The following is a 23,053-nucleotide window of genomic DNA, read 5'->3' as shown; positions in this document are numbered from 1 at the left end:
GGCCGTGACCGTCACGTTGAACGCGGCGCTCGACGTCACTTATCGGGTCGACGCCGTGGTTCTGGGCGCTACCCACCGGGTGTCGTCGGTGGCCGTGCGGGCAGGGGGCAAGGGCGTCAACGTGGCACGGGTGCTGCGTGCGCTGTCCGTGCCCGTCGTCGCGACCGGCTTGGTGGGTGGTGGCGCGGGGTCGGCGTTGTGCGCCGAGCTCGGGGAGGCCGGGGTGCCGCAGGCGATGTTCCCGATCGCGGGGGAGACCCGGCGCACGGTCACCGTGGTCAGCGCTTCCGGTGAGGCGACGCTGTTCTCCGAGCCGGGCCCGGAGGTCTCGGCCGCGGAGTGGAGCGGCTTCCTCGGCCACTACCGGGAGCTCGTCGCGGACGCCGACGTGGTGGTGCTCTCCGGATCACTGCCGCGGGGACTTGCCACTGACGCCTACGCGACGCTCGTGCGCGCCAGCCCGGCACCGGTCGTGCTGGACGCGGACGGACCGGCGCTGGTCGGGGGAGCGGCGGCCGGACCGGCCGTGATCACGCCGAACCGGGCCGAGCTCGCCGCCGCGTCCACCGTGGATGATCCGCTGGCGCTGGTGCCCAGGCCGCGCTGGTGTCCGACGGCGCTGCGGGATGACCGCGCACACCGCCGAGGGACGTGGACCGCGGCTCCGCCCGAGGTGGTCACCGGCAACCCGACCGGGCGGCGACGCTGCCGTGGCGGCGCTCGTCGCCGCCTGGCACCGGCCGTGGCCCGTGCGCCTGGCCGAAGCGGTCGCGCTGTCGGCGGCCGCGGTGCGCGCCCCGCTGGCAGGCGACTTCGACCGTGCCTTCTACGAACTACACCGGCCGAACTCCGAGGACTAGAACAATGCCATTGGTTCCCTTGCGCGAGATGATCGACGGACCCGCGCCGGTGCCCGCGTTCAACGTGATCCAGGTCGAGCACGCGGAGGCGATCGCCGCCGCGGCTCAGGCGACCGGCGCGTCCGTGGTGCTGCAGATCAGCGAGAACGCCGTGCGCTACCACGGTTCGCTGCGCCCGATCGGTGTCGCGGCGCTGTCCGTCGCCGCGGCGGCATCGGTTCCCGTCGCGGTGCACCTCGACCACGCCACCTCCGAGGACCTGGTCCGCGAGGCGGTGGAGCTGGGGTTCGGCTCGGTGATGTTCGACGCGTCGGCGTTGCCGCACAACGAGAACGTCACTCGCACGGCGTCCGTGGTGCTCCGGTGTCATGAAGCCGGAGTCGGAGTCGAGGCGGAGCTCGGCGAGATCGGCGGCAAGGACGGCGTGCACGCACCGGGCGCGCGCACTGATCCTGACGACGCCGCTGCGTACGTTGCTGCGACCGGCGTGGACTTCCTCGCTGTCGCGGTCGGTTCGTCGCACGCGATGCTGACCCGGGACGCCGAGCTGGACTTCGAGCTGATCGCCCGGCTGCACGCAGCTGTCCCGGTTCCGTTGGTGTTGCACGGTTCTTCCGGTGTCGCCGACGAGCACCTCGCGGCCGCCGTCCGGGCCGGGATGTGGAAGATCAACATCGCCACGCAGCTCAACAAGCACTTCACCGCGAGCGTGCGGACGGTCCTCGGCGACCACCCGACGCTCGTCGACCCCCGGCGCTACCTCGGTGCGGGCCGGGACGCCATGTCCGCCGAGGTCGCTCGGCTCATCCGGGTTCTGGAAGGCTGACTGATGTTCACCATCGCGTTCGTGGGAGCGGGTTCCGTCGAGTTCACCCGGCAGCTGCTCCGTGACGTGCTGTCGTTCCCGGAACTGGCCGACTGCTCGATCTCGTTGCACGACATCGACTCCGAACGCCTGGAGGTCGCGGCCGCACTGGCCGGGCTGGCCGGCGGCGTGCGGGTGCGCACCTCGCTGTCGCGCCGGGAGGCCTTGGAGGGCGCGGACGTCGTCGTCAACATGGTCGCGATCGGCGGGCACGCGGCGACGTTGACGGACTTCGACGTGCCGGAGTCGTTCGGCCTGCGCCAGACCATCGGCGACACCCTGGGCATCGGCGGCATCTTCCGCGGCCTGCGCACGTTCCCGTTCCTGGACGGGCTCGCGGCGGACATGCTCGCCGTCTGCCCGGACGCGTGGCTGCTCAACTACACCAACCCGATGGCGATGAACATCCAGTACCTCTCGGTTGTGGCACCGCGGTTGAAGGCGGTCGGGCTGTGCCACTCGGTGCACTGGACGATCCACGACCTGAGCGCTCTGGTCGGTGTGCCGCACGACGAGGTCGACTTCCTGTCCGCCGGCGTCAACCACCAGGCGTGGATCCTGCGCTGGCAGCACGAGGGCCGCGACCTGTACCCGGCACTCGACGCCGCCATCGCCGCCGACCCGGAGCTCGCGCGCCGCGTGCGCGTCGACATGTACCGCCGGCTCGGGTACTACCCGACGGAGACGAGCGAGCACTCGTCGGAGTACGTGCCCTGGTACCTGTCCCATGAGTCCGAAGTGGACCGGCTGCGGCTGCCGGTGCGCGCGTACGCCTCGATCAGCGCCGCGAACGTCGCCACGTACGTCGAGACCCGTGACGCGCTGGCCGCGGGTGGTGCGCCGCCTCCGCTCGGCGACGACGCCGTCGAGTACGCGCCGCAGGTGATCCACAGCCTGGTGACCGGTCAGCGCCGCACGATCCAGGTGAACGTGGCGAACCACGGCCTGATCGCCAACCTGCCCGCCGGTGCCGCCGTGGAGGTGCCCGCCACGCTCGACCGGCTCGGCGTGCACCCGCACCACGTCGGTGATCTGCCCCGCCAGCTGGCCGCCTTGAACCGCAGCTTCCTGAACGTCGTCGACCTGACCGTTGCGGCGGCCGTGGAGGGCAATCCGGACCACGTCCGGCACGCTGCTCTTTGCGACCCGGCGACCGCTGCGGCTTTGACCGTCGACCAGATCTCCGACCTGGTCGGGGCGATGACAGCCGCGCACGGTTCCCTACTGCCGGTTGCTCTGCGGGGCGCGTGATGCCCGACCTCCTCGTGATCGGTGACGCGAACCCGGACGTGCTGGTGTTCGGTGCTCCTGCCGTGCCGTCGTACGGCCAGGCGGAAACCCTGGTGTCCGACGGAGTTCTCGCTCTGGGCGGCTCGGCGGCGATCGTCGCGCACGGTGCCGCCCGCCTCGGCCTGTCGGTCGCGTTCGCCGGCATGGTCGGCCGGGACGCCGCGGGCGACTTCGTGCTGGACGAGCTGAAGTCCGCGGGCGTGGACGTCAGCTCCTGCGTGCGGCACGAGTCGTTGCCGACGGCGTTGACCGTCTGCCTCAACGAAGCGGGCGGCGACCGGGCGATCCTGACCTCTCCCGGCTGCCTGGCCTCGTTCGGGCCGGAGCACGTTCCTCCCGTTGCCGCCGCGCACGTGCACACGGCTTCGTACTTCCTGCAACCTCGCCTGGCAGCCGGTCTGCCGTCGGTGTTCGAGGCGGCGCGCGCTCGTGGCGCCACCACATCGCTCGACACGAACGACGACCCGTCCGGCCGGTGGGACCTGCAGCCAGACCTGTTGGCGCAGTGCACTTTTCTGTTGCCGAACGAGGCAGAGGCGGTGGGGTTGACCGGTTCCGCAGACCCGCTCTCCGCGTTCGCCGGCCCTGTCCCCGTGATCAAACGAGGCCGCGAGGGTTGCGTGGCTTTGTGGGAAGGTGCCCGGATCTCCGCCCGTGGTCCCGCCTTGGAACCGGTGGACACAGTCGGCGCCGGTGACTCGTTCGACGCGGGCTTCCTCGCGGGCTGGCTGCGCACCGGGGAGCTGCGGACGGCGCTGGCGCTGGGAGTGGCCGCCGGCGCCTTGTCCACCCGCGGCGCCGGCGGAACCGCCACCCAACCGTCGTGGGAGGAAGCGGTCGCGTTGTCTCACAGCATCGAGACAACGAGCAGTCTTGGTGCGTGATTTGCCGCGATTCGCGTCAAATCGAGCACATTCCGTGCGTTATGCTGAGCGAATGCGTCAAGAGCAGCGTCTGGCCACGATCCTGGAAAGGCTCGCCGAAACCGGCTCGGTCACCGTCACCGAGCTGGCCGAGGACCTGGCCACGTCCGTCGCCTCGATCCGCCGCGACCTCCAGTCGCTGGAAGAGCAGAAGCTCCTCAAACGCACCCATGGCGGCGCCATCGCGGCCGAGGTCATCTACGAGCTCCCGCTGCGCTACCGGGTCGGCCGCCGCGAGGAGAAGCGCCAGATCGCCGAAGCCGCAGCCAAGTTCGTCACCGAGTCCGTCCACTCCGTCGGTCTCAACGGCGGCACGACGACCACTGAGCTGGCCCGCCTGCTCGCGGTGGGCCGTTCGCTGAAGGTCGTGACGAACGCCCTGAACATCGCCTCCGACCTGTGTCCCCGACCCATGATCGACCTCGTGGTGACCGGGGGCGGGGTGCGGCCGGAGAGCTACGAGCTGGTCGGTCCCCTTGCCGATCGTGCGTTGGCGGGGATCAGCCTCGACCTGGTTTTCCTGGGAGTGGACGGGATCGATGCCCGGGGTGGCATCACCACCCATGACGAGGTGGAGGCGCACACCGACAGCTGCCTGATGCGGACGGCTGATCGGGTGGTCGTCCTGGCTGACGGGTCGAAGGTGGGGAAGCGGGCGTTCTCGCGGATCGCGGCGATCACCGACGTGCACGTGGTGGTGACGGATTCGTCGGCGCCTGGTGAGGAGTTGGACCGGTTGCGCGGGTCGGGCGTCGAGGTCGTCGTCGCCTGACTGCGTTCCGGGCCGGGTCGCCTGGTCCGCGTGTGACTGCCCCACGCGGACCAGGCGACTGACGGTGGCACGACTAGCAGGGCCTCAGCGAGCTGACGATGTCGTTGAAGTCGTAGCGAGGGCCGATCGGACCGCGCCAGTCCGCCGCGATGCGCAGGAGCCGGCCACCGTAGTGGGCGTGCTCGTAGAGGCACCAGATCCGGTTCGTCCGGTTCCAGACCGCTGAGATCTCGTCGTTGAAGACGTAGCCGCCGATCGGCACGGCGAGGTTCGGTGATCCCAGCTGGAACCTGGCGAACCGGCCGGTTCCGTCGGCGTTCTCCCAGACGCAGAAGTAGCCGTCGGGGCACTGGCTCCACGCCAGTGGTTCAACGGTCCTCTGGCTGTCCGGCGCCTGCGCGCCGGCGGCGGGAGCGGTCACTGCGACCATCATCAACCCGAACGCAATCACCAAGCTTCGGATCCAGTTCACGAGTTCTCCTCAATGATCTCAACAGCGTTGTGATCGATGGGGAACGCTGGTTGTGCGTTCGCCCTCCGCTGCGGCGGGCGATCCGCCGCGGTTGCCACCCTCGGGGGACGCTCGTGTGAATTGTTTGCCATGTTTCTGCAACGCCCTGGTCGAAGCGCATTCCATGAAACGGAGAAAGGCGGCTCGGCGATTTGCCGTGGCTGGAGATGAACGTAGTTCGCGTTCTTGCGTGCGGTGGTCGAGCTGGCGACGCCGCCGAACGGCCGATCGTGTGAATCGCTTGCAAGTTCCTGCAATGCGCAGCTCAGGGCGCTAGAAATGGTGGTGCGGGAGCTGTCGAAATGTGGGGATACTTGTGGTGTTGCGTCTGTTGGGGGAAGTGAGCGCGGAGGTCGACGGCCGGCTGTTGGATCTGGGCCCGCCGAAACAGCGCTGTGTGCTCGCGGCGCTTGTTGTCGACGCCGGGCACGCCGTTCTGGTGGACCGGTTGGTCGAGCGTGTCTGGGGTGTGAATGCACCGCCGCGTGCACGGGCCACGTTGCACAGCTACGTCTCCCGGCTGCGGAGGGCGTTGGAGGGGGTGAACGGAATGTCGATCGCGTGCCGGTCGGGCAGCTACTCGTTGCTCATCGAGACACCGGAGTCGGTCGTGGACCTCCAGCGGTTCCGCCACTTGCGTGCTCGCGCACGCGATGACGAGGAATCAGCTGTGTTCTCGCTGACCGAGGCGTTGGCGTTGTGGCGTGGGGAACCACTCACCGGTGTCGACGGTGAGTGGGTTCGGGCGGAACGCGAGCGGTTGTCGCAGGAGCGGCTCTCGGCCGAGCACGAGTTGGTCGACGCCCGACTGCGCGCCGGCGCCGGTGCGGAGCTGGTCGCCGAACTGTCGGCGCGAGCTTCCCGGCACCCGTTGGACGAGCGGGTGGCGGGGCAGTACCTGGTGGCGTTGCACCGAGCAGGCCGCACCACCGATGCGTTGGAGCACTACCGGCAGGTCCGTGCGTGCTTGGTCGAGGAGCTGGGGATCGATCCCGGTGCCGCTCTGCAGGAGTTGCACGGGCAGCTCTTGGCCGCAGACCCCCGGCTTGTGCCCACACCCGCGACCACCGCGCAGTCACGGTCTGGCACACAGCAAGCGCTCACCAGCACGTCGACACCCGTAGCGCCACCGGCTGACCCTGCTGACCGCGTGCGCGCCTTGCCACACGACGTGGAGGACTTCACCGGCCGCGGCAGCGAGCTCGACCAGCTGCTCGTGGCCGCCGGCGAGACGGCCGACACGGCCATGGTGATCGTCGCGATCGACGGAATGGCCGGCGTGGGCAAGACCGCCCTCGCCGTGCACGGTGCGCATCGCCTCGCGAATCGCTACCCGGACGTGCAGCTGTACATCGACATGCACGCACACAGCACTGATCTGAAACCTGTGGAACCCGCAGCGGCGCTGGAGACCCTGCTGCGCTTGATCGGTGTGACAGGCGACCGCATCCCGAGCGGGTTGGAGGAACGGGCCGGGCTGTGGCGCGCGGAACTCGCCGGGCGCAGGACCTTGCTCGTCCTGGACAACGTCTCCAGTGCTGCCCAGGTCCGCCCGCTGCTACCGGGTAGCGCCGGGTGCCTGGCACTGGTGACCAGCAGGCGCCGGCTCACCGATCTGGACGCCGCTCGAACCGTGTCGTTGGAAGTGCTTCCACACGAGCAGGCGGTCGCGTTGTTCACCAAGGTCCTCGGTGACGAGGTCGCGGAGCCGGCGGCCGTGGGGGAGGTGGTCGCTTTGTGCGGTCATTTGCCCCTGGCGCTGCGAATCGCCGGTGCCCGGTTGCGCTCTCGCCCGGCGTGGACAGCAGGACACCTCGTCGAGCGCCTGCGGGCCGGTCGACAGCGGCTGCGTGAACTGGTGACCGGCGACCGCAGCGTGGCTGCGGCGCTGCACCTCTCCTACCGCCACCTCAGCGAGTCGCAGCGGCGGTTGTTCCGACTGCTGGGCCTGCACCCCGGTGTGGGCTTCGACGTCTACCCGGCTGCCGCTCTCGCGGGGGTGGAGCTGCTGGAGGCCGAGCAGCAGCTGGAAGAGCTGGTCGACCTCCACCTGTTGCAAGAGGTCGAGGCAGGCCGATACCGAATGCACGACCTGGTGCGCACTTTCGCCGCGGAGATGGCTGTCGAGAACGACGGTGCCAGCACCAGGGCCACAGCTCTCGCTCGCCTGCAGGACAGCTACCTGTGCACGGCTGCAAAGGCGGTCGACATCGTCGCGCCGGGGGGCAAGCGCGTGGAGGTGCTGCCCGATCTGCCCACCCCGGTCCTGGCCGGCTACGACGAAGCGATGGAGTGGCTTGAACGCGAGCGGGTGAACCTCGTGGCGACGGCGACATCGACCAAGGGCTCCCGGACGAGTGACCTGTCCACCACCTTGCTGCGGTACTTCGACCTGCGTGGTCATCATGATGACGCGCTCGTCCTGCACGGTCATGCGTACGCCATCGTCAGTGGCAGCGGTGACGTCGACGCGGAGTGCCAGGCGCTGGGCAACCTCGGCACGGCTCACGAGCGGTTGGGCAGCTATGTCGAAGCCGAGGGCCATCACCGAAGAACGCTGGACCTGGCGAGGTCGGCCGGTGCTCTCGCTCTGGAAGGCCGGACGCACAACAACCTCGGCAACGTGTACCTGGCTGTGGCAGATCACCGCAACGCGCTCGTCCACTACGAGCGAGCGCTGGACATCGCCGTGCAGACCGGGAACCGCATCGGCCGATGCCGTTCGGCCAACAACCTCGGCATCGTCCACGAGCGGCTTGGCCGGTACGACGAGGCGATCGCCCATCACACGGACGCACTGGCTCTCGCGGAACAGGACGACGACCTGGCCGGCCGCGGCTACGCACTGCACAGCCTGGGCTTCGTCTTCCGGCGGGTGGCCAGGTACGCGGACGCCTTGGAACACCTGCAGCAGGCACTGACCCTCGCCTGGAAGACCGGAAACCGGAGCCTCGAGGGGTACACGACGCTGGGCATGGGGCTCGTCCTGGCGGACTTGGGCCGGTTCGCGGAGTCCGTCGGCAACCTCGACAACGCACTGGTCATCGGGCTGAGCACGGGCAATCTCGGCCTCCAGGCGGAAGCTCTCAACGGCTTGGGACACGCCGCCGAGCTCAGTGGTGACCAAGCCCGCGCGCTCGCCCACCACCGGCAGGCCCTCGACCTCGCCGAGCTCACGGGTGACCGGTACCAGCTGGCTCGCGCTCATGACGGCATCGCTCATGCCTGCGTTGCCGTGAACCAGTACGAGGAGGCCCGGGAACATTGGTGTCGTGCGCTCAACCTGTACGTCGAGTCGGGGGTTCCTGAAGCCGAGGCTGTTCGTGCTCGACTGTCCACTGTGAACGCAAGATCCGTTTAGGGGGAGTTCGATGAAACGCTTGTGTGCTCTGGTCGCCGCGGTGCTGATCGCGGTGACACCCGTCCCTTCCGCCCAAGCTTGCTGTGGGCCGTTGCCGGGAAGTCAGATCTACACCTGCCCTCCGGAGTGCCCGCCTTTTCCGCCGATGCCTTGATCGACGGTGATCGCGCGCAGCCTCCCGCCGCGAAGCAGCCCGCGCCGATACAGGCTGCGGAAGTGCCGTGAGCAGTGCGGCGAGCGCGCTTTCTTCCGTCAGGCGGCGTCGCGGCGGCTCACCGGCCGCAGCCACACCCGACGGCGCGGGCGAGATCGTTCCGCGCGATCGACAGCCGCAGAAGCACCCTCGACGCCATCCGTCTCGTCGTGCCGCACCGGAGTGCTGCCGCCGGGCCCGCGCCGGCTGAAGTGCACGAACGTCAACAGCACCAGGCCGACCACCAGCAGCGAGTGGGACAGCACGCGGGACACGGTGGCGGTGCCGCTGAGCAGGTCGCTCGCCGAGTACGGGACCAGCACGGCGACGAACGCGGCGACCACGGGCAGCATGCCGGTGGTGGCGGTCGGGCGCAGGACCGTCCACAGCAGGCCCAGGCCCAGGGCGAGGTTCCAGGCGGTGCTCTCGTTGAACAGGTGGCTGCTGCCGGTGTGGTCGCCGTGCGCGGAGGTGTCCACGCCGAGCACCTGGGCCAGGCCGAGGGTGAGCTGGGCGACGGCGACGCCTGCCAGGAGGCCGCGGGAGAGCCAGCCGCGTGGGGGTGCCGGGACGACCGGGGGTGCGGCCTCCAGGATCGACGAGGTCAGGTCGGGGACCGGGGTTGCCGGCCGCACGCGCAGGGTTCTGGTGAGCGCGGCCGCGTTCTCCTGCCACGCCTGGCAGGACGTGCAGGTGGAGAGGTGCGCGTCGACCTCGTCGGCGGGCGCGCCCTCTGGTTCGCCGTCGAGTCGCGCGGACAGGGCTTCGCGGCACGTGTAGCACTCCACGTACTGATTGTCGGCTATCAGGAGTTAACGGTTCCAGGCGAGTTCTGAGTTACTGTCCGGGCCGTGTCGACTTCGCGGGGTGACGACGAGGCGGTCACGGCGTGGGCGCTGGCTGCCGGTTCGGGTGATCGTGGTGCGCTGGAGCGGTTCATCCGTTCGACGCAGCGTGATGTCTGGCGGTTGGTCGCCCACCTGGCCGGCGTCGGGGTCGCGGACGACCTGACGCAGGAGGTCTACCTGCGGGCGCTGCGGAGCCTGCCGGGCTTCGAGGGGCGGTCGTCGGCGCGGACCTGGCTGCTGTCGATCGCCCGCAGGACCGTCGTCGACCACATCCGCGCCGCCGTCGCGCGGCCCTCGATCGCGTGGTCGGCGGACTACCGGCTCGCCTCGGACGCCGACCGGTACGCGGAGCACGCGCGGTCGGCCGGGTTCGAGGACGTCGTCGAGCTCACCGTGATGCTGGCCGGACTCTCACCGGAACGCCGGGAGGCGTTGCTGCTCACGCAGGTGCTCGGGTTGTCCTACGCCGAGGCGGCCGAGGTGGTCGGGTGTCCGATCGGGACGGTCCGGTCCAGGGTCGCCAGGGCGCGGGAGGACCTGATCAGCGGTCAGGCGCGCGAGGACGTGGTCTAGCGCCGCCACACGGTGCCGCGGCGCTCGTACTCCAGCACGGTCTCGGCGCGCTGGGCCACCTGTGCGCCTGCGAAGCGTTCGACCAGCCACAGCGCCACCTCCAGGCCGGAGGTGATGCCGCCGCCGGTGATCAGGTCGCCGTCGTCCACGACCCTGGCGTTGACCACCGTCGCGCCCTGGGCGGCGAGGTCGGCCTTGGCGCCGGAGTGCGTGGTCGCGTTGCGGCCCTTGGTGATGCCGGCGGCCGACAGGACCATCGTGCCGGTGCAGATGCCGACCGGCAGCGCGTCGGAGTCGGCCAGCCTGCGCAGGAACGCGCGGTCGCCGATCAGCTGGTGCACGCCGGGGCCGGTCCGGTTGGTGTAGCCGCCGCCGGGCACGACGAGGACGTCTGTGGGAGACCAGGCCTCCCGCACCTCGACCCTCGTGCCGTACGTGCAGGTCACGGTGCGCGGCCGGTCCGGTGACACGAGGGTGGTGCGGATGGCGCCGCCGCTGAGCTTGCCGGCCAGGCCGAGCACCTCGACCGGTGCGATGAAGTCCTGTTCCTCCACACCGTCGAACACCAGCACCTGCACCCGCAGCGGCGCGTCGGCCGTTGCGGTCGCGGTGGTGGTGAGTCCTAGCGACAGCGCGGAGGCGCGCAAGAAAGTCCGGCGTTCCACGAAGAACCTCCCGAGTGAGTCCTGCCTCACCAGTCGGGCCGCAGGACCGAACGGTTCCCGGTCACCTCTCCTTCGGCCACACCTGCACGGCCAGGACCACGGAGCTGGACGCGGCCAGCTTCGAGTCCTTGACGCGCAGCCACGCGATCTTGTCGTCGGAGGTGGCGAAGCAGTACTGCATGCCCGCCATGATCGGGAGGACCTGGGCGGCGGAGTTCTGTCCCGCTGCCACGGCGTCGGTGCACCGAGACCTGGCCTGCTGCTCGGTGCCGAGGTCGTCGGCGAAGCCGTTGCCGTTGGTGTAGAGGATCCCGGTCTCGGTCATGTACAGGTCGGTGTCACCCGAGGCGCCGTCCACACGTTCGGCCACGGTCTCGTCGCCGTCGAGGTCCACGCCGGTGCGGCTGCTCAGCCGGATCTCGCGCGGTCGCGTGGAATCGTTGGGGGTGCTGGTCTTCGGCGAGGTCCTGATCGTCGACCCGCCCGCCACGGTCGTCGAGGTCACGGCCGGTGCGGTTTCGGTGGCGACGACCTTCCACACCACGAGCCCGGCCACGACCGTGATCACCACGCCGGCGACCACGCCGAGCGCGGACAGGCTGACGGTGGTGTTGCGGACGGTCGTGTTGCCCACGTGGGCGTCGCCGTGCAGCTGACCCGTCTGGAAGGCGTTCCCGAGACTGTCCGAGCGCACCTGGTTGTGCGTCTGGTCGCTGTGGCGGGGATCCGGTCCGGTCACGTCAGGTCGTCGGCCGGTAGGGCTGGTTCGTTACAACCCAAACGCGTGCAGCAACGCCTCGGGGGGTTGTCGGCGGCGCAGCTGGATCAGTTGGGGGAGTTGCTCGCGGTGCTCGACGGTTCGGAGTGAGTCACCAGGGGACTTCGCCGTTGTCGTCGAAGAAGCCGCCGCGTGGCCCGTCGTCGGGCAGGGTGGCGAGCCGGATCGCGATCGCCGCGCCCTGTTCCGGCGTGCGCTGGCCTTGGAAGCCGGTGAAGTCGGTCGCGACGTAGCCGGGGCAGGCGGCGTTCACGATGACGTTCGTGCCGGCGAGCTCGCGGGCGTACTGGGCGGTGATGCTGTTGAGCATCGTCTTCGACGGCGCGTAGGCGGCGAGTTGGGGGCCGGTCTGCAGGGCCAGCGATCCCATGTTGCTGGACATGTTGACGATGCGCGGGGAGTCGGCGCGGCGCAGCAGCGGCAGCATCGCGTTGGTGACGCGGATGACGCCGAACACGTTGGTGTCCAGGACGGTGCGGATGACGTCGAGGTCCAATGTGGATGGCGTCTGCCGGTCGAAGGCGCCGGAGATGCCGGCGTTGTTGACGAGCACGTCGAGTCGTCCGGTGGTTGCTTCGATCGTCTTCGCCGCTGCGGCAACGCTTTCGTCGTCGGTGACGTCGAGTGCGACGCCGAACGCGTTGATGCCGTTGGTGCGCAGGCGTTCGACGGCTTCCTCGCGCCTGGCGTCGTCGCGTGCGCCCACCGCGACCGTGAACCCTCGGGTGCCGAGTCCTTCTGCGATGGCGAGACCGATGCCCTTGTTCGCGCCGGTGATCAGCGCGGTCTTGTTGCTCATGCCTGCCATGGTCGGCGTGCTGCGAGCTCCCGTCCAAGATCGATTCGGTACCCTGTGGTACCCCACGGGTATCAGTACGCTGGAGGCTGTGCCCGACCTCGAGACCCGCGAGCTCCGGTATTTCGTCGCCGTCGCGGAAGAACTCCACTTCGGCCGTGCCGCCGACCGCCTCGGCATCGCCCAGCCGCCGCTGTCACGCGCCATCCGCCAGCTGGAACACCGCCTCGGCGTCCAGCTCCTCGACCGCGACCGCCGCGGCGTCGCCCTCACCGACCCCGGCCGCGTCCTGCTGCGCGAGGCCAAGCTCGCCCTCGACGCGATCACCGCCGCCGCCCGCCGCACCCGCCAGGCCGCCGCCCGCCCGCTCGTCCTGGTCACCAAGGCGGGCGCGTCCCACGACCTGCTGCAACGCCTCCTGGCCGTCGCCGGCGACGTCGAGGTCCTGCTGTGCGAGGTCGGCGAACAGGCCGGTCTGCTGCGGGACGGCACCGCCGACGTGGCGATCATGCACCGCCCGTACGACGACCTGGCGGGCTTCGACACCCTCGACCTCTTCGTCGAGGGCCAGGTCGCGATCCTGCCCGCCACCCACCCGCTGGCCGCCCGTTCGCAGCTCACGTTCGCCGAGGTCCGCGACGTGCCGGACCTGCCGATCGCGCGCTGGCCGTTGCTCGACGGCACCTACCCGCCCGGCCCCGGTCCGGAGGTGCGCACGCAGTCGAAGCTCGCGCAGCTGGTGGCGCTGGGCAAGACGCTGCTCGTCATCCCGGCGTCGAGCCGCGCGTGGCAGTGGCCGGAGCACGTGGCGGTGCCGGTGGTGGACGCGCCGGACGTGACGACGGTGCTGGCGTGGCAGCCGGGGAACCGGTCGGAGGCGGTGGCGGCACTGGTCCGTGCCGCGGAGGGGCTTCACTGACGGTCGGGGCGCTCCAGCGCTGCCACCACCTCGGCGTCGAACCCGGACGTGGTGCTCCGGATGGCGTCGCTGCTCAGTCCGATCAGGTCGAGTTCGGGGTCGCCGATCGACCGGAGCAAGCGGTTGACCTCGCGCAGGATGTCGTTGCGCGCCGAGTCGATGGCGTCCATGCGGTCCACGGCGTCTGCGATGACGGCCGCGTTCGGCGCCGGGACGGACACGAGCGCGGTCAACATCGCGTAGAAGTCCTCGGAGCGGCGGTACCGCGGGTTCGCGTCCTCATAGGACTCCCCGAAGTCGACGACCATCCGCTTGAGCTTTCCCAGCGACACGACGACACGGCCGAAAGCCTCACGAAACCTCTTCAGCCGGTACGACGACCTCGGGTTGAAGCGGCTCAGCAGGTTCCCCGACCGTGAGTAGAGCGCGCCGGTGTTGAGAGCGGCCATCGTGTCGTCGATGGCCGCAATCAGCTCGGAGAGGCGCAACTCCCAGACGCACGGCATCTGGAAGGCGGGGCGCTCGAACACGATCCGTTGCCGCCGCAGCAAAGCCGCGGCGTCACGAAGGTCGAAGTCAGCCGGGGCCATCTCACCGTCGCGGCGCACGGGCCGGCCGCGCACGGCGGCGATGAGCTCCGCCATCCCGGCGGCGAAGTCCGAGTCCGCCCTGAAGTCGATGTGCCTCAACCGGCCGAGGAGGTCCGGCACCTCGCTGTCACGGCGCAGCAACGGGATCAACGACGCCCGGCTCGCCGCCGGGTCGCGCCAGATCGCGGTGAACCGCTCCTGCCGCACCCACGGCGACCCCAACGCCTCGGGCGAGATGACCAGTGCGACGAACCTGCTCCGCTGCAGCCCGCTCTCGAGGCTCGCGGCGATGTCCGCACCCGGTCCGATGACCCAGGGTGCGTAGAAGGCCCGCAACGGTGGTCCGGACCGGTCGGCTTCGACCGCCCGCGCGACCCGTTCGGCGAAGGCCTCGTCCGCGCTGGCGTAGCTGACGAACACGTCGTAGCCGGCCTCGGTCATCTCGCCCTCCGGATGCTCGCTAGTGCGGTGACCACAATCTTCACCGCCGGGAAACGCGGCACAGGTTCGTGGTCACCGCACTAGCGACGTCCGAGCCCGCGGCGCACGGGCTTCACCTCAGGTTCTCCGCCCGGCACACCGATCTGGTCGTACTCGGCCAACCAGCCCGTGCCCCGGTAGTCGCCCCGCCGCGTGAACACCGCACCCCCGGACGCGGCTCCCACGTCCGGATCTCCGTCCTCCACAACGGGGAACGCGATCTTCGTGGCAGCCTGGGTGACCGCGGTGGACGACCGCACCCGCCCCGTCCACGCCACCGCCACCGCGCCCGCGATCCCGTCGACCGCCACCCCGTCCTGGCCCACCGACAGCACCGCCGGCGTGACCCGCTCCCGCAGCAACGCCGTGTACGACGCCTGGTCGAGCTGACACCGGCCGGTGGCCGCCCGCCGCCCAGTCCGGCGCGCGCACGCCGCGGCTGACGGCCGACCGCCACATCGCCGGCACCAGCTCCTTCGCATGCGCGCGGGTCGCCATCTGCTCGCACATCCACAACAGCCGCCCGGCGCCGCGGCCGGGAGTGCAGGAACGCCATCGCACCCGCCGGTCCAGGTCGGCCGACACGACCGCGACCCACGGGTGCACCGTGCCCAGCTGTCCTTGCGCCCCGAGCCAGGTGAGGTAGCGGGGGGCCTGTTCGAGCACCGGGTACAGCGAGCCGAGCGGGATGCCCGCCACGGCGCGGCGGTTGCCGGAGAACAGGGCAGGGGAGCGGGCCACGAGCAGCAGGGCCGCCCAGGCCAGGTCGCCGCGCTGCACGGTCGTCGAACCACCCAACCCGGAGACCGCGGTGGTCTCGGTGAGCTTCGAGGTGCGGCCGCGCGCGCGGATCGCGGTGGCCACGGCCGGGCGGTTGGCCTCGGCGACCGGGGCGTCGGCCAGTTCGGGGACGGTCACGCTGAGGACGCACGTCAGCGCTTCCTCGGCGGTGTCGGCGTCGTCGGCGACGGGCAGCATGGCGAGCACCTGGCGCAGGCGGGCGCCGGTGTAGGTGGACACCATCAGCTGGGCGGTCAGCCGGCCCAGGTCGGTGACCTCCAGCGTCTCGCCGCGTTGGAGGAGGTAGTCCTTGCCCACGAGGAACTCGAGGGCGTCGCGCACCGGCTCGACGTCCTCGTCGCCCTGGGCGAAGGCGAGGGTCTGGCGCCACCACTCCTCGGCCTCGCTGACCGTGGTGATGCGCCGCTGCAGCACCTCGGCGAGCACGTGGTCGGGCAGGCTGTCGTAGATCTGCGAGTAGACCGCGTAGCCGGCCATCAGGCGTTGCTGCCAGTCGGCGCGTTCGGTCTCGTCCGTGATCAGGTAGGCCCAGCCGGCCGTCTCACCCGCGCCGACGCGGCCCGCACGGCCGAACATCTGCATCACCGTGGCGGTGTCCACCGGGTCGGCGCCGATCTTCGTGTCGCGCACGACCACCGCGCGGGCGGGCAGGTTCACGCCGGCGGCCACGGTGGTCGTGGCGACCAGCACGTCCGCCTGCCTGGTGCGGAACGCCTGTTCGGAGGCGTGCTTGCCGTCCCAGTCCGCGTAGTGCAGGCGCACCCCGACCTCGGCGCAGACCGTCTCCAGCTTGTCGAAGTCGGTCGGCCCCACCAGGTGCACCGGCGCGCCGCGTTCGGCGGCGATCGTCAACGCGGTCGAGCGCACCTTCGGCTTCGAACCGCAGAACACCAGCACGCTGCCCTTCTCGGCGGTGTGCCGCTGCACCAGGTCGGCGACGGCCTGCTCCCGCATCCGCGACGCCTCGGCGTGCCGGGAGCTGGCCGGCAGCATCGGCAGCTGCCACGTCAGCCGCGACGGCCGCCACGTCGTGGTGACCAGCTCGCCCTCCAGCCAGTCGGCGACCTCCGACGCGTTCGACACGGTCGCCGACAGCCCCACGATCCGCACCGGCGACTCGGCCCCGCGCACCCGTGCGAGCAACGCCTCCAGCAACGCGCCCCGCCCGGCGCTGCCCAGCAGGTGGATCTCGTCGACGACCATGCAGCCGACCTCGGCCAGCGCCGTCTGCAACGACGAGGCCCGGCAGATCGCCTCGAACTTCTCCGTGGTCGCCACCCACAGGTCGGCGGCCCGCACCCGTTCCACGTCCACGGCGTACTCACCGGACAGCCGCTCGACCCGCAAACCCTGACCACGCCACGTTTCCAGCTCGCGGTCCAGCTCGTCGGTCAACGTCCGCTGCGGCACCAGCCACGCCGCCTTGCGCCCCTCCTCCAGGATGCTGCGCAACGCCGCCAGCATCCCGATCACCGTCTTGCCCGCACCGGTCGGCGCCGTCACGACGACGTGCCGATCACCGTCCACAACGGCCGGACACGCCTGCGCCTGCGCCGGGTTCAGCGTCGCGTAGGGCAGGAACCGCAACCAGTCGCGCGGCACGAGCCGCTCGGCGGGCACCGGCTGCGGTGCCGCGGCCTCGTCGACCGGCTCGTGCAGGTCCCACAACAGCTCGAACGCGTCCCGCGCCGCCCGTGCCTGCGCGTCGAGCAGCGGCTTGGCCGGTTCCGCGACCATGCCCGCCATCCCGGTCAGCGACGGCGTCACCCGCAACGGCGCCAGGGTCCCGTACGCGGGGTCGACCGAGGTGATCCACTCCTCCTCGACCCAGTGCGGCACCGCCCGGAACGCCACCCCGGCAGCGGTCAGCTTGCCGCGCAGGTCGTCGAACTCGGCCGAGTCGGGGAACACGACCCGGACGTCGGCGCCGTCGGGCAGCGGCGGCACGGTCAGGTGCGGGTCGACCGTCTTGCACCAGTACAGCAGCCGGTGCTCGGCAGGGGCGTCGGTCGGGGTGAGCGGGACGGCGGTCTGGGGGCTGTCGCGCTCGGTCGAGCCGTCGGCGTCGGCGAGGATGCGGCGGATCCTGGCCGCGATGACCGTGGTGGACGTGCGGCGGGAGGTGGTGGCGTGGGGCGGTGGCGGGCTGGCGGGTTCGGCGTCGCGCGGTGGCTGGGCGTGGGTGGCTGGCGTGCGGCGGTTGGGCGTGCGGCGGTTGGGCGTGGGGCGGTTGGGCGTGGGGTGGCTCGACGACCGGTGGCTCAACGACCGGTGGTTCTGCGTAGCGGCGCGGCTTGACGTTTCGACGCGGTGCGGTGTCCGGGCGTGGCTCGCTGGCCAGCGCGGTCGACTTCGGTGGGCGACTCGACGTCCCGGCGCGGCTCGACGTCCTGGCGCGGCTCGACGTCCGCGTGGGGCTCGGTGCTCCGGCGCGGCCCGACAACTCTGCGCGACTGGCCGTCCGTGTCCGGTTCGGTGTCCCGGCGCGGCTCGACGTCCGGCGCGCCTGCTCCTCATCGGCCAGTCGTGGCGGTGCGGTCCGCGCCACCGGCACCCGGCCAGGCCTGACCGGCGGCACCGCCCGCTGTTCCGCCGCCAGCCGCGCCAGCTCGTCGTCGGCGAGCCGCCGCGCCACCGCCTCCGGCCGCAGCTCGCCGAGCACCGCCCGCTGTGCCAGCTGCAGGTCGCTGAGCTTGAACGACGCCGGGCAGAACGGGCACACCACCGCCGCCTGCAGCCGCGGCTTGCCCACGTTGCCCGCCACCCGGTACAGCCCGTGCAGCTCCCCGGCACACTGCGGGCACCGCCGGTCGATCGGGTGGGGCGAGAGCTGCCAGCCCGGCTCCGCGTAACGCGGGATCGCCGGCGCCGGGTCGACGCCCCAGAGACGGCGAGCAAAACCGGCCACGGTGGTGTCGAGGCCGGCTCGGTCATCGGCGTGAGTCATGGCGACCGTGACGATACAGCGAGCCACCGACGAGAAACGGGGGTCAGGCCTCCAGCACGGCGGGCAGACCCGCGGCCGTGACGAGACCGGGGTCGGTGAACTTGACCGCGCGGGAGAAGCGGCCGTCGACGACCTCCAGCACCAGCAGTCCCTCGGCCAGCAGCGCACCGGACCCGGCGTCGCGCCGGTAGCCGGCGGCAGCGGGCTGGCCGTTGCACCGGGTCGGTACCAGCCGGATGCTGCCCGCCGAGGCGAGCGCACGCTTGTGCAGGAACGGCAGGCACACGGCCACGCCGCGGAACCAGACGGGGTGCGGGACGGCTTCGAGGCGGAAGTCGTCGTGGATGACGGCGCGGATGGCGTTGACGTCCGCTGTTCGGAACGCCGCGATGTAGCGGTCGAGCAGGGCGCGTTCGAGCTCCGGTGACGCGGGCCGCCGCTGTGGCGGGTCCTGCTCGTCGAGGCGTTTGCGGGCGCGTTGCAGGAGGCTCTTCACCGCGGGGACGGTGATGTCGAGCGTTTCGGCGATCTCGGTCGCGGACCAGGAGAGGACCTCCCGCAGCAGCAGTGCCGCGCGTTGCCGCACGGGCAGGTACTGCAGTGCCGCGACCAACGCCAGCCGCACTGACTCCCGCCGCACGACGACCTCTCCCGGATCACCGAGCACGGCGTCCGGGAGGGGGTCGAGCCAGGGGACGGACTCGTCGTCGAAGATGTGCGCGTCCGGGTCGCTCGACGGTGCGCCGAGGCCGGCCGGGAGCACCCGCCTGCTGCGGTGGTTCAGCGCGGTGATGCAGGTGTTGGTGGCGATCCGGTAGAGCCACGTCTTGAGCGACGAGCGCGCCTCGAAGCCCTCCACCGCCCGCGCGGCACGCAGGTACGTCTCCTGGACGACGTCCTCGGCGTCCTGGTACGAGCCGGTCATCCGGTAGCAGTGCGCGACCAGCCCCGGCCGGAGCCGGTGGAACTCCTCCTGCCACCCGCTGACGGGCGAGATCACCTCTGCGGACACGGCAACACTCCTGCTTCGCGACGGCGACGGCAACGGCCTGGCCGGTCGGACCAGGCTATGGGTTGGACTCCGCGCGTGCGGGAAAGGAATCGGTCTCTGCTCGCAGCCGGTCGAGGGCCTCGCCGAACCCGGCGGGACCCTGCCGGTAGAAGCGCGGGCCGTACGACACCCGTGCCACGCCCAGCGCCGCCAGTGCGGTGAGGTCCAGCGAGTCGCGGGTGTTGGCGTTGACCGGCCCCGGCACCTCGGTGACCAGCCGTTCGACGACCTCAGCCGAGGCCATGCCGATCGGGTACACGCAGTCCGCGCCCGCCGCGAGGTAGCGGCGGCCACGCCGGACCGCTTCGCCCACCGGGTCCGCGACCCCGCTCGACGGCAGGAAGACGTCGATCCTGGCGTTGACGACGACCGGCACCCCGGCCTCTGCCGCGGCCTCCCGCACCGCCGCGAGCCAGTCCGCCTGCGCCGCGACGTCCACGAGACCACCGGCGCGGTGGTCGGTGTCCTCCAGGTTGCAGCCGACGGCACCGGCGCCGAGCAGTTCGGCCACGAACTGGTGCGGCCGCAGGCCGTAGCCCGCCTCCGCGTCCACGGTCACCGGGACGGGCACGGCGGCCGCGATCCTGGCGGCGGCCGCGAACATCTCCCGCCACGGCGCACGTTCACCGTCCTGGTGGCCGAGCCCGTCCGCGACGGCGGCGCTCGACGTCGCGACCACCGGGAACCCGGCCCCGGCGACCAGTTCGGCACTGGCCTCGTCCCACGCGTTCGGCAGCACGAGCATCCGCCCGTGGTGCAGCTCGCGCAACAGCGTTGCCCTCTTCTGCAGATCGGACATCCGAACTACTCCTTTCGTGGAATGGCACATCCGGCGAGCACGCCCGCGAAGGCGAGGCAGGCGCTCGCCACGAGCGCTGTGGTGAACCCTCTGGTGAAGGCCACCGGCAGGCACATCGCGATGCCCGTCCCGGAGAGCACGAGCGGTGCGGCGATCGCCAGGTAGCCGGTGGAGGGACCGGTGACCGCGGCGAGCCAGAGCAGGGCGAGCACGTGCGCGCCGAGCCCCGCGACGACGAACGGCCGCTCACCGAACCGGCCGACCAGCCGGCCCGTCCAGCGCGGGACGACCACCGCGGTCAGCCCCCACGGCGCCAGCGCGAGACCGGCGGCCAGCGGTCCGTACCCCGGTCCCGTCTGCAGGAACTGCGCCAGGAAGAACATCGTCCCGAGCGCGGACGCCCAGTGGAAGAAGATCACGACGTTGCCCGCGGTGAACCGGCGGGAGCCGAACAGGTGCGGCGGCACCAGCGGGTGGGCGGCGCGCCGTTGCCACCAGGCGAACGCCCCGAACGCCACCAGCCCCAGCACCGCGGGGACGACGACCGCCGCGCCGGTCCAGCCGGCCTCCGCACCCCGCACGAGCGCCCACACCAGGCCGAACGAGCCGGCGCCCGCCAGCACCACCCCCGGCACATCGAGGACGCGGTCCTCGCCACGGCTCTCGTCGATCCGGGTCAGCGCGAAGAACACCAGCACGACACCGATCGGCACGTTCACCCAGAACACCCAAGGCCAGGAAAGCCCCTCCACGACGACGCCGCCCAGCAGCGGCCCCAGCGGCACGGCCACCCCGCTGACGCTCGCGAACACCCCCAGGGCCCGCGGCCTCAGCTCCGCCGGGAACGCCGCACCCACCAGTGCGAGCGCGAGCGGCATCACGAACGCGGCACCCACCCCCTGGACCACCCGCCCGGCGACCAGCGTCCCCACGTCCGGCGCCACCGCGCACACCAGCGAGGCCACGGCGAACACCGTCACGCCGACCACGAACACCCGGCGGCGGCCCCAGCGGTCTCCCGCGGCCGCGGCCGTCATGAGCAGGACCGCGAAACTCAGCCCGTAGGCGTTGACGACCCACTCGAGCTCGGCGACCGACGCGCCGAGGTCGGTCCTGATCGCCGTCAGCGCGGTCGTCACGGCGAGCGCGTCGAGCACGACCATCAGCGAGGCGACCGAAGTGATCACGACCACCCACGTCCGCCCCGCCCCCTCCGCCGTCCCGGTCACGTCCGGGACAGAGGTCCTGGTGACCACCTGCGTCTCCTTCCAGCGCCTGTCAGCTGCGAAGACGTGGACCTCGGCCGGACTCGGAAGGAATCGGTCACCCGGCGGTGCGCCCCGAGTCGCCATCCGCCGGGGAGTGTGTAGACTGATCTCCATCAGTCATGGTTTCGAAGTACCTTTCGCCCGTGGTCAGTGGTCACGGGCGATTTTGCTGTCCGGCGACTTGGTGGCCATGACCGATGACCGCAGGTTCTCGCACAGTGCGGGAGCTGAATCTTGGTTGGAGTGAGCATGGCCACCGGAACCGTCAAGTGGTTCAACTCGGAAAAGGGCTTCGGCTTCATCGAGCAGGACGGCGGCGGCGCCGACGTCTTCGTCCACTACTCGAACATCGCCGCGCAGGGCTACCGTGAGCTGCAGGAAGGCCAGAAGGTCTCCTTCGAGATCACGCAGGGCCAGAAGGGCCCGCAGGCGGAGAACGTCGTCCCCGCCTAGTTCTCGTTCCCGGTCTGAGACCGGTACGCGGACACAGAAGCCCGGCCTGGGTTGTCCCAGGCCGGGCTTCGGCGTTCCCGGGGTGCGGCTGGTCGAGGTCGAGCCCTGTGACGTCCCGAGTGGGTCCCCGCCGGCTTGGCTGCCGGAGCCGTGACACCACCCGATCAAGCGACAGTCCGGGTTCCACGGGCGCGTCGGCTCGGCTGTAGCGGTGCTCGTCGGCAGGCTGGCGGCAGCACGGCGACCGCGCAGAGTGGAAGGAACGACGTCCCGATGATCCGAGTCATGCCCGCCAAGGACCAGCAGATGCGGGTGACCTGGGCGCTGCCCAGGCACGAGCCGTCAGGACCGGTCAGCGTGGTCGGCGACTTCAACGACTGGACGCCGGGAGCGACGGAGCTCCGGCCTCGTTCCAACGGCCGCCGCAGCGCCACCGTCGTCGTGCCGAAGGGCACCACCCTGCGCTTCCGCTACCTCGGCTCGGACGGGCACTGGTTCGACGACGAGGACGCGGCCGCGCGCGACGAGCAGGGGTGTCTGATCACCGTCTGATGTGGACACCGGCGCGCACCGGATCGCGTTCGCACAACTGGTGTTGAGAGAGCGCGATCACCGCTGCGCGTCGGGATCCGGTTGAGCCGGGGTGACCCGGAACACCACGGACAGGGCGTCGTCGAGGACGCCGTCCTCCTCGTCGCCGGTCGGGCGGGCGACGGGGACGATCCGGCTCAGGGCGAGGCCCTCCACGACCGTCAGCAGGAAGCGGGCGCGTTGCCTGAGGCCGGTTTCGGCGATGGCGCCCTGGTCGGCGAGGACGCGGAGCCAGCCGGCGATCGCGTCGAGCGTCCTGGCCGTGTACGCGGCCCAGACGTTGCGCGCCTCGGTGGTGCTGCCGGAGCCGAAGGTCGTGCTCAGGACGGTCAGCATCCTGTCGGCGGCGGCCCGGCTGAGCGGCTGGGGTGGCGGCAGCAGCTGCAGGAGGCACTCGCGGAGCCTGGTCTCGGCGGGCAGTGACGTGTCGTGGATGCGCAGCTCAGGCGGGGCGTCGTCGAGCGCGGCGGCGAAGATCGCCTCGTGCAACGCCTGCTGCGTCGGGAAGTAGTGGCGCAGGGTGCTCGCGCCGATGCCCGCCCGCTCGGCGACCACGCGGACCGCGAGCGTCGACTCCGGGTTCTCGGCCAGGATCGCCCGCGCGGCGTCCACGATCTGCTGTCGTCGGGAACCGTTCATGGCCCTGCGCGGCCTCCTTCCGGCCCTCGTGCCGATGGCGTTGAAGCCGATCATGAGCGCGACGGATCGTACCTCGGGAG

22 protein-coding genes are annotated in these 23,053 nt (G+C 71.1%); 11 read left to right on the top strand and 11 right to left on the bottom strand.

The window, feature by feature from the left end; translation table 11 throughout:
* The first annotated feature begins 4 nt into the window (after positions 1–4).
* The 5 genes from BBK82_RS43105 to BBK82_RS43085 are packed head-to-tail and all read left to right on the top strand — an operon-like array spanning position 5 to position 4,710.
* A complete protein-coding gene (locus BBK82_RS43105) occupies positions 5–892 on the top strand; it encodes a 1-phosphofructokinase family hexose kinase (protein ID WP_218920523.1) in 888 nt (295 codons plus the stop codon).
* Positions 865–1,686 carry a class II fructose-bisphosphate aldolase gene (locus BBK82_RS43100; RefSeq protein WP_065920067.1) on the top strand — a complete coding sequence of 274 codons (822 nt, stop codon included), beginning with the start codon at positions 865–867 and terminating at the stop codon, positions 1,684–1,686. Before BBK82_RS43105 ends, BBK82_RS43100 begins: the two co-directional genes overlap by 28 nt.
* Before the next feature lie 3 nt (positions 1,687–1,689).
* Complete coding sequence (melA, locus tag BBK82_RS43095) at positions 1,690–2,976, top strand: alpha-galactosidase (protein ID WP_065920066.1); 1,287 nt, start codon at positions 1,690–1,692, stop codon at positions 2,974–2,976.
* Positions 2,976–3,899, top strand: coding sequence for a carbohydrate kinase family protein (locus BBK82_RS43090; protein ID WP_065921827.1), 924 nt, complete (start codon positions 2,976–2,978; stop codon positions 3,897–3,899). The genes melA and BBK82_RS43090 overlap by 1 nt, the downstream gene beginning before the upstream one ends.
* A gap of 52 nt (positions 3,900–3,951) precedes the next feature.
* A complete protein-coding gene (locus BBK82_RS43085) occupies positions 3,952–4,710 on the top strand; it encodes a DeoR/GlpR family DNA-binding transcription regulator (RefSeq protein WP_065920065.1) in 759 nt (252 codons plus the stop codon).
* Positions 4,711–4,783: 73 nt separating this feature from the next.
* Here the strand turns inward: BBK82_RS43085 and BBK82_RS43080 are convergent, their stop codons facing one another.
* Positions 4,784–5,182, bottom strand: a complete 399-nt coding sequence (locus tag BBK82_RS43080) for a peptidase inhibitor family I36 protein (protein ID WP_065920064.1) — start codon at positions 5,180–5,182, stop codon at positions 4,784–4,786.
* A 358-nt stretch (positions 5,183–5,540) separates the two neighbouring features.
* Here BBK82_RS43080 and BBK82_RS43075 point away from each other — a divergent pair, with 358 nt between their 5' ends.
* Positions 5,541–8,582 (top strand): AfsR/SARP family transcriptional regulator, encoded by a 3,042-nt coding sequence (locus BBK82_RS43075; RefSeq protein WP_170068064.1) that lies wholly within the window; start codon positions 5,541–5,543, stop codon positions 8,580–8,582.
* Between the two features lie 252 nt (positions 8,583–8,834).
* On the opposite strand, the gene BBK82_RS43070 is transcribed toward BBK82_RS43075, so the two are convergent.
* Entirely contained in the window at positions 8,835–9,563 is a 729-nt protein-coding gene (locus BBK82_RS43070; RefSeq protein ID WP_065920063.1) for a zf-HC2 domain-containing protein, read from the bottom strand.
* 63 nt (positions 9,564–9,626) lie between these two features.
* On the opposite strand from BBK82_RS43070, the gene sigC reads away from it, so the two are divergent.
* Positions 9,627–10,196: an RNA polymerase sigma factor SigC gene (gene sigC, locus BBK82_RS43065; RefSeq protein WP_065920062.1), complete on the top strand. Its 570-nt coding sequence runs from the start codon at positions 9,627–9,629 to the stop codon at positions 10,194–10,196.
* Here sigC and BBK82_RS43060 read toward each other — a convergent pair.
* From BBK82_RS43060 to BBK82_RS43050, 3 genes are all read right to left on the bottom strand, one after another.
* Positions 10,193–10,861, bottom strand: a complete 669-nt coding sequence (locus BBK82_RS43060; RefSeq protein ID WP_065921825.1) for a DJ-1/PfpI family protein — start codon at positions 10,859–10,861, stop codon at positions 10,193–10,195. The two genes, sigC and BBK82_RS43060, sit on opposite strands and share 4 nt — an antisense overlap.
* A 61-nt stretch (positions 10,862–10,922) precedes the next feature.
* Positions 10,923–11,600, bottom strand: coding sequence for a hypothetical protein (locus BBK82_RS43055; protein WP_065920061.1), 678 nt, complete (start codon positions 11,598–11,600; stop codon positions 10,923–10,925).
* Positions 11,601–11,730: 130 nt separating this feature from the next.
* The gene (locus BBK82_RS43050; protein ID WP_065920060.1) at positions 11,731–12,438 is read right to left on the bottom strand and encodes an SDR family oxidoreductase; all 708 of its coding nucleotides are present in this window, start codon (positions 12,436–12,438) and stop codon (positions 11,731–11,733) included.
* 88 nt (positions 12,439–12,526) lie between these two features.
* Between BBK82_RS43050 and BBK82_RS43045 the strand changes: the two genes are divergently transcribed.
* Positions 12,527–13,354, top strand: coding sequence for a LysR family transcriptional regulator (locus tag BBK82_RS43045; protein WP_065920059.1), 828 nt, complete (start codon positions 12,527–12,529; stop codon positions 13,352–13,354).
* Here the strand turns inward: BBK82_RS43045 and BBK82_RS43040 are convergent.
* Positions 13,348–14,385 (bottom strand): toll/interleukin-1 receptor domain-containing protein, encoded by a 1,038-nt coding sequence (locus BBK82_RS43040; protein ID WP_065920058.1) that lies wholly within the window; start codon positions 14,383–14,385, stop codon positions 13,348–13,350. The genes BBK82_RS43045 and BBK82_RS43040 overlap by 7 nt on opposite strands.
* Positions 14,386–14,502: 117 nt before the next feature.
* Positions 14,503–17,490 carry a DEAD/DEAH box helicase gene (locus BBK82_RS43035; RefSeq protein WP_261340694.1) on the bottom strand — a complete coding sequence of 996 codons (2,988 nt, stop codon included), beginning with the start codon at positions 17,488–17,490 and terminating at the stop codon, positions 14,503–14,505.
* A gap of 29 nt (positions 17,491–17,519) precedes the next feature.
* Here BBK82_RS43035 and BBK82_RS55280 point away from each other — a divergent pair, with 29 nt between their 5' ends.
* The gene (locus BBK82_RS55280) at positions 17,520–18,077 is read left to right on the top strand and encodes a hypothetical protein (RefSeq protein WP_237047891.1); all 558 of its coding nucleotides are present in this window, start codon (positions 17,520–17,522) and stop codon (positions 18,075–18,077) included.
* A gap of 138 nt (positions 18,078–18,215) precedes the next feature.
* On the opposite strand, the gene BBK82_RS43025 is transcribed toward BBK82_RS55280, so the two are convergent.
* The 3 genes from BBK82_RS43025 to BBK82_RS43015 are packed head-to-tail and all read right to left on the bottom strand — an operon-like array spanning position 18,216 to position 21,278.
* The gene (locus BBK82_RS43025) at positions 18,216–19,184 is read right to left on the bottom strand and encodes an RNA polymerase subunit sigma-70 (protein ID WP_065920056.1); all 969 of its coding nucleotides are present in this window, start codon (positions 19,182–19,184) and stop codon (positions 18,216–18,218) included.
* A 55-nt stretch (positions 19,185–19,239) separates the two neighbouring features.
* The gene (locus BBK82_RS43020) at positions 19,240–20,022 is read right to left on the bottom strand and encodes an isocitrate lyase/PEP mutase family protein (protein ID WP_065920055.1); all 783 of its coding nucleotides are present in this window, start codon (positions 20,020–20,022) and stop codon (positions 19,240–19,242) included.
* A gap of 5 nt (positions 20,023–20,027) precedes the next feature.
* On the bottom strand, positions 20,028–21,278 hold the full coding sequence (locus tag BBK82_RS43015) for a DHA2 family efflux MFS transporter permease subunit (protein WP_065921824.1): 1,251 nt from the start codon (positions 21,276–21,278) through the stop codon (positions 20,028–20,030).
* A gap of 261 nt (positions 21,279–21,539) precedes the next feature.
* Between BBK82_RS43015 and BBK82_RS43010 the strand changes: the two genes are divergently transcribed.
* Together BBK82_RS43010 and BBK82_RS43005 are read left to right on the top strand one after the other, a co-directional pair.
* Positions 21,540–21,743 carry a cold-shock protein gene (locus tag BBK82_RS43010; protein ID WP_065920054.1) on the top strand — a complete coding sequence of 68 codons (204 nt, stop codon included), beginning with the start codon at positions 21,540–21,542 and terminating at the stop codon, positions 21,741–21,743.
* Between the two features lie 285 nt (positions 21,744–22,028).
* A complete protein-coding gene (locus BBK82_RS43005; protein WP_418287472.1) occupies positions 22,029–22,295 on the top strand; it encodes an early set domain-containing protein in 267 nt (88 codons plus the stop codon).
* 57 nt (positions 22,296–22,352) lie between these two features.
* Here the strand turns inward: BBK82_RS43005 and BBK82_RS43000 are convergent, their stop codons facing one another.
* On the bottom strand, positions 22,353–22,973 hold the full coding sequence (locus BBK82_RS43000) for a TetR/AcrR family transcriptional regulator (protein ID WP_170068063.1): 621 nt from the start codon (positions 22,971–22,973) through the stop codon (positions 22,353–22,355).
* Positions 22,974–23,053 lie beyond the last annotated feature (80 nt).

It is taken from the genome of Lentzea guizhouensis (assembly GCF_001701025.1).
Classification (GTDB): domain Bacteria; phylum Actinomycetota; class Actinomycetes; order Mycobacteriales; family Pseudonocardiaceae; genus Lentzea; species Lentzea guizhouensis.
The sequence above is the reverse complement of the archived record's forward strand: the minus strand, read 5'-3'. Positions and strand labels throughout refer to the sequence as shown.

Excerpts from the sequence above, each read along its gene's own strand:
- BBK82_RS43090 (WP_065921827.1), top strand. The coding sequence starts at position 2,976 with ATGCCCGACCTCCTCGTGATCGGTGACGCGAACCCGGACGTGCTGGTG.
- BBK82_RS43100 (WP_065920067.1), top strand. The coding sequence starts at position 865 with ATGCCATTGGTTCCCTTGCGCGAGATGATCGACGGACCCGCGCCGGTG.
- melA (WP_065920066.1), top strand. The coding sequence starts at position 1,690 with ATGTTCACCATCGCGTTCGTGGGAGCGGGTTCCGTCGAGTTCACCCGG.
- BBK82_RS43085 (WP_065920065.1), top strand. The coding sequence starts at position 3,952 with ATGCGTCAAGAGCAGCGTCTGGCCACGATCCTGGAAAGGCTCGCCGAA.
- BBK82_RS43010 (WP_065920054.1), top strand. The coding sequence starts at position 21,540 with ATGGCCACCGGAACCGTCAAGTGGTTCAACTCGGAAAAGGGCTTCGGC.
- BBK82_RS43005 (WP_418287472.1), top strand. The coding sequence starts at position 22,029 with ATGCCCGCCAAGGACCAGCAGATGCGGGTGACCTGGGCGCTGCCCAGG.
- BBK82_RS43050 (WP_065920060.1), bottom strand. The coding sequence starts at position 12,438 with ATGAGCAACAAGACCGCGCTGATCACCGGCGCGAACAAGGGCATCGGT.
- BBK82_RS43020 (WP_065920055.1), bottom strand. The coding sequence starts at position 20,022 with ATGTCCGATCTGCAGAAGAGGGCAACGCTGTTGCGCGAGCTGCACCAC.
- BBK82_RS43040 (WP_065920058.1), bottom strand. The coding sequence starts at position 14,385 with ATGACCGAGGCCGGCTACGACGTGTTCGTCAGCTACGCCAGCGCGGAC.
- BBK82_RS43000 (WP_170068063.1), bottom strand. The coding sequence starts at position 22,973 with ATGAACGGTTCCCGACGACAGCAGATCGTGGACGCCGCGCGGGCGATC.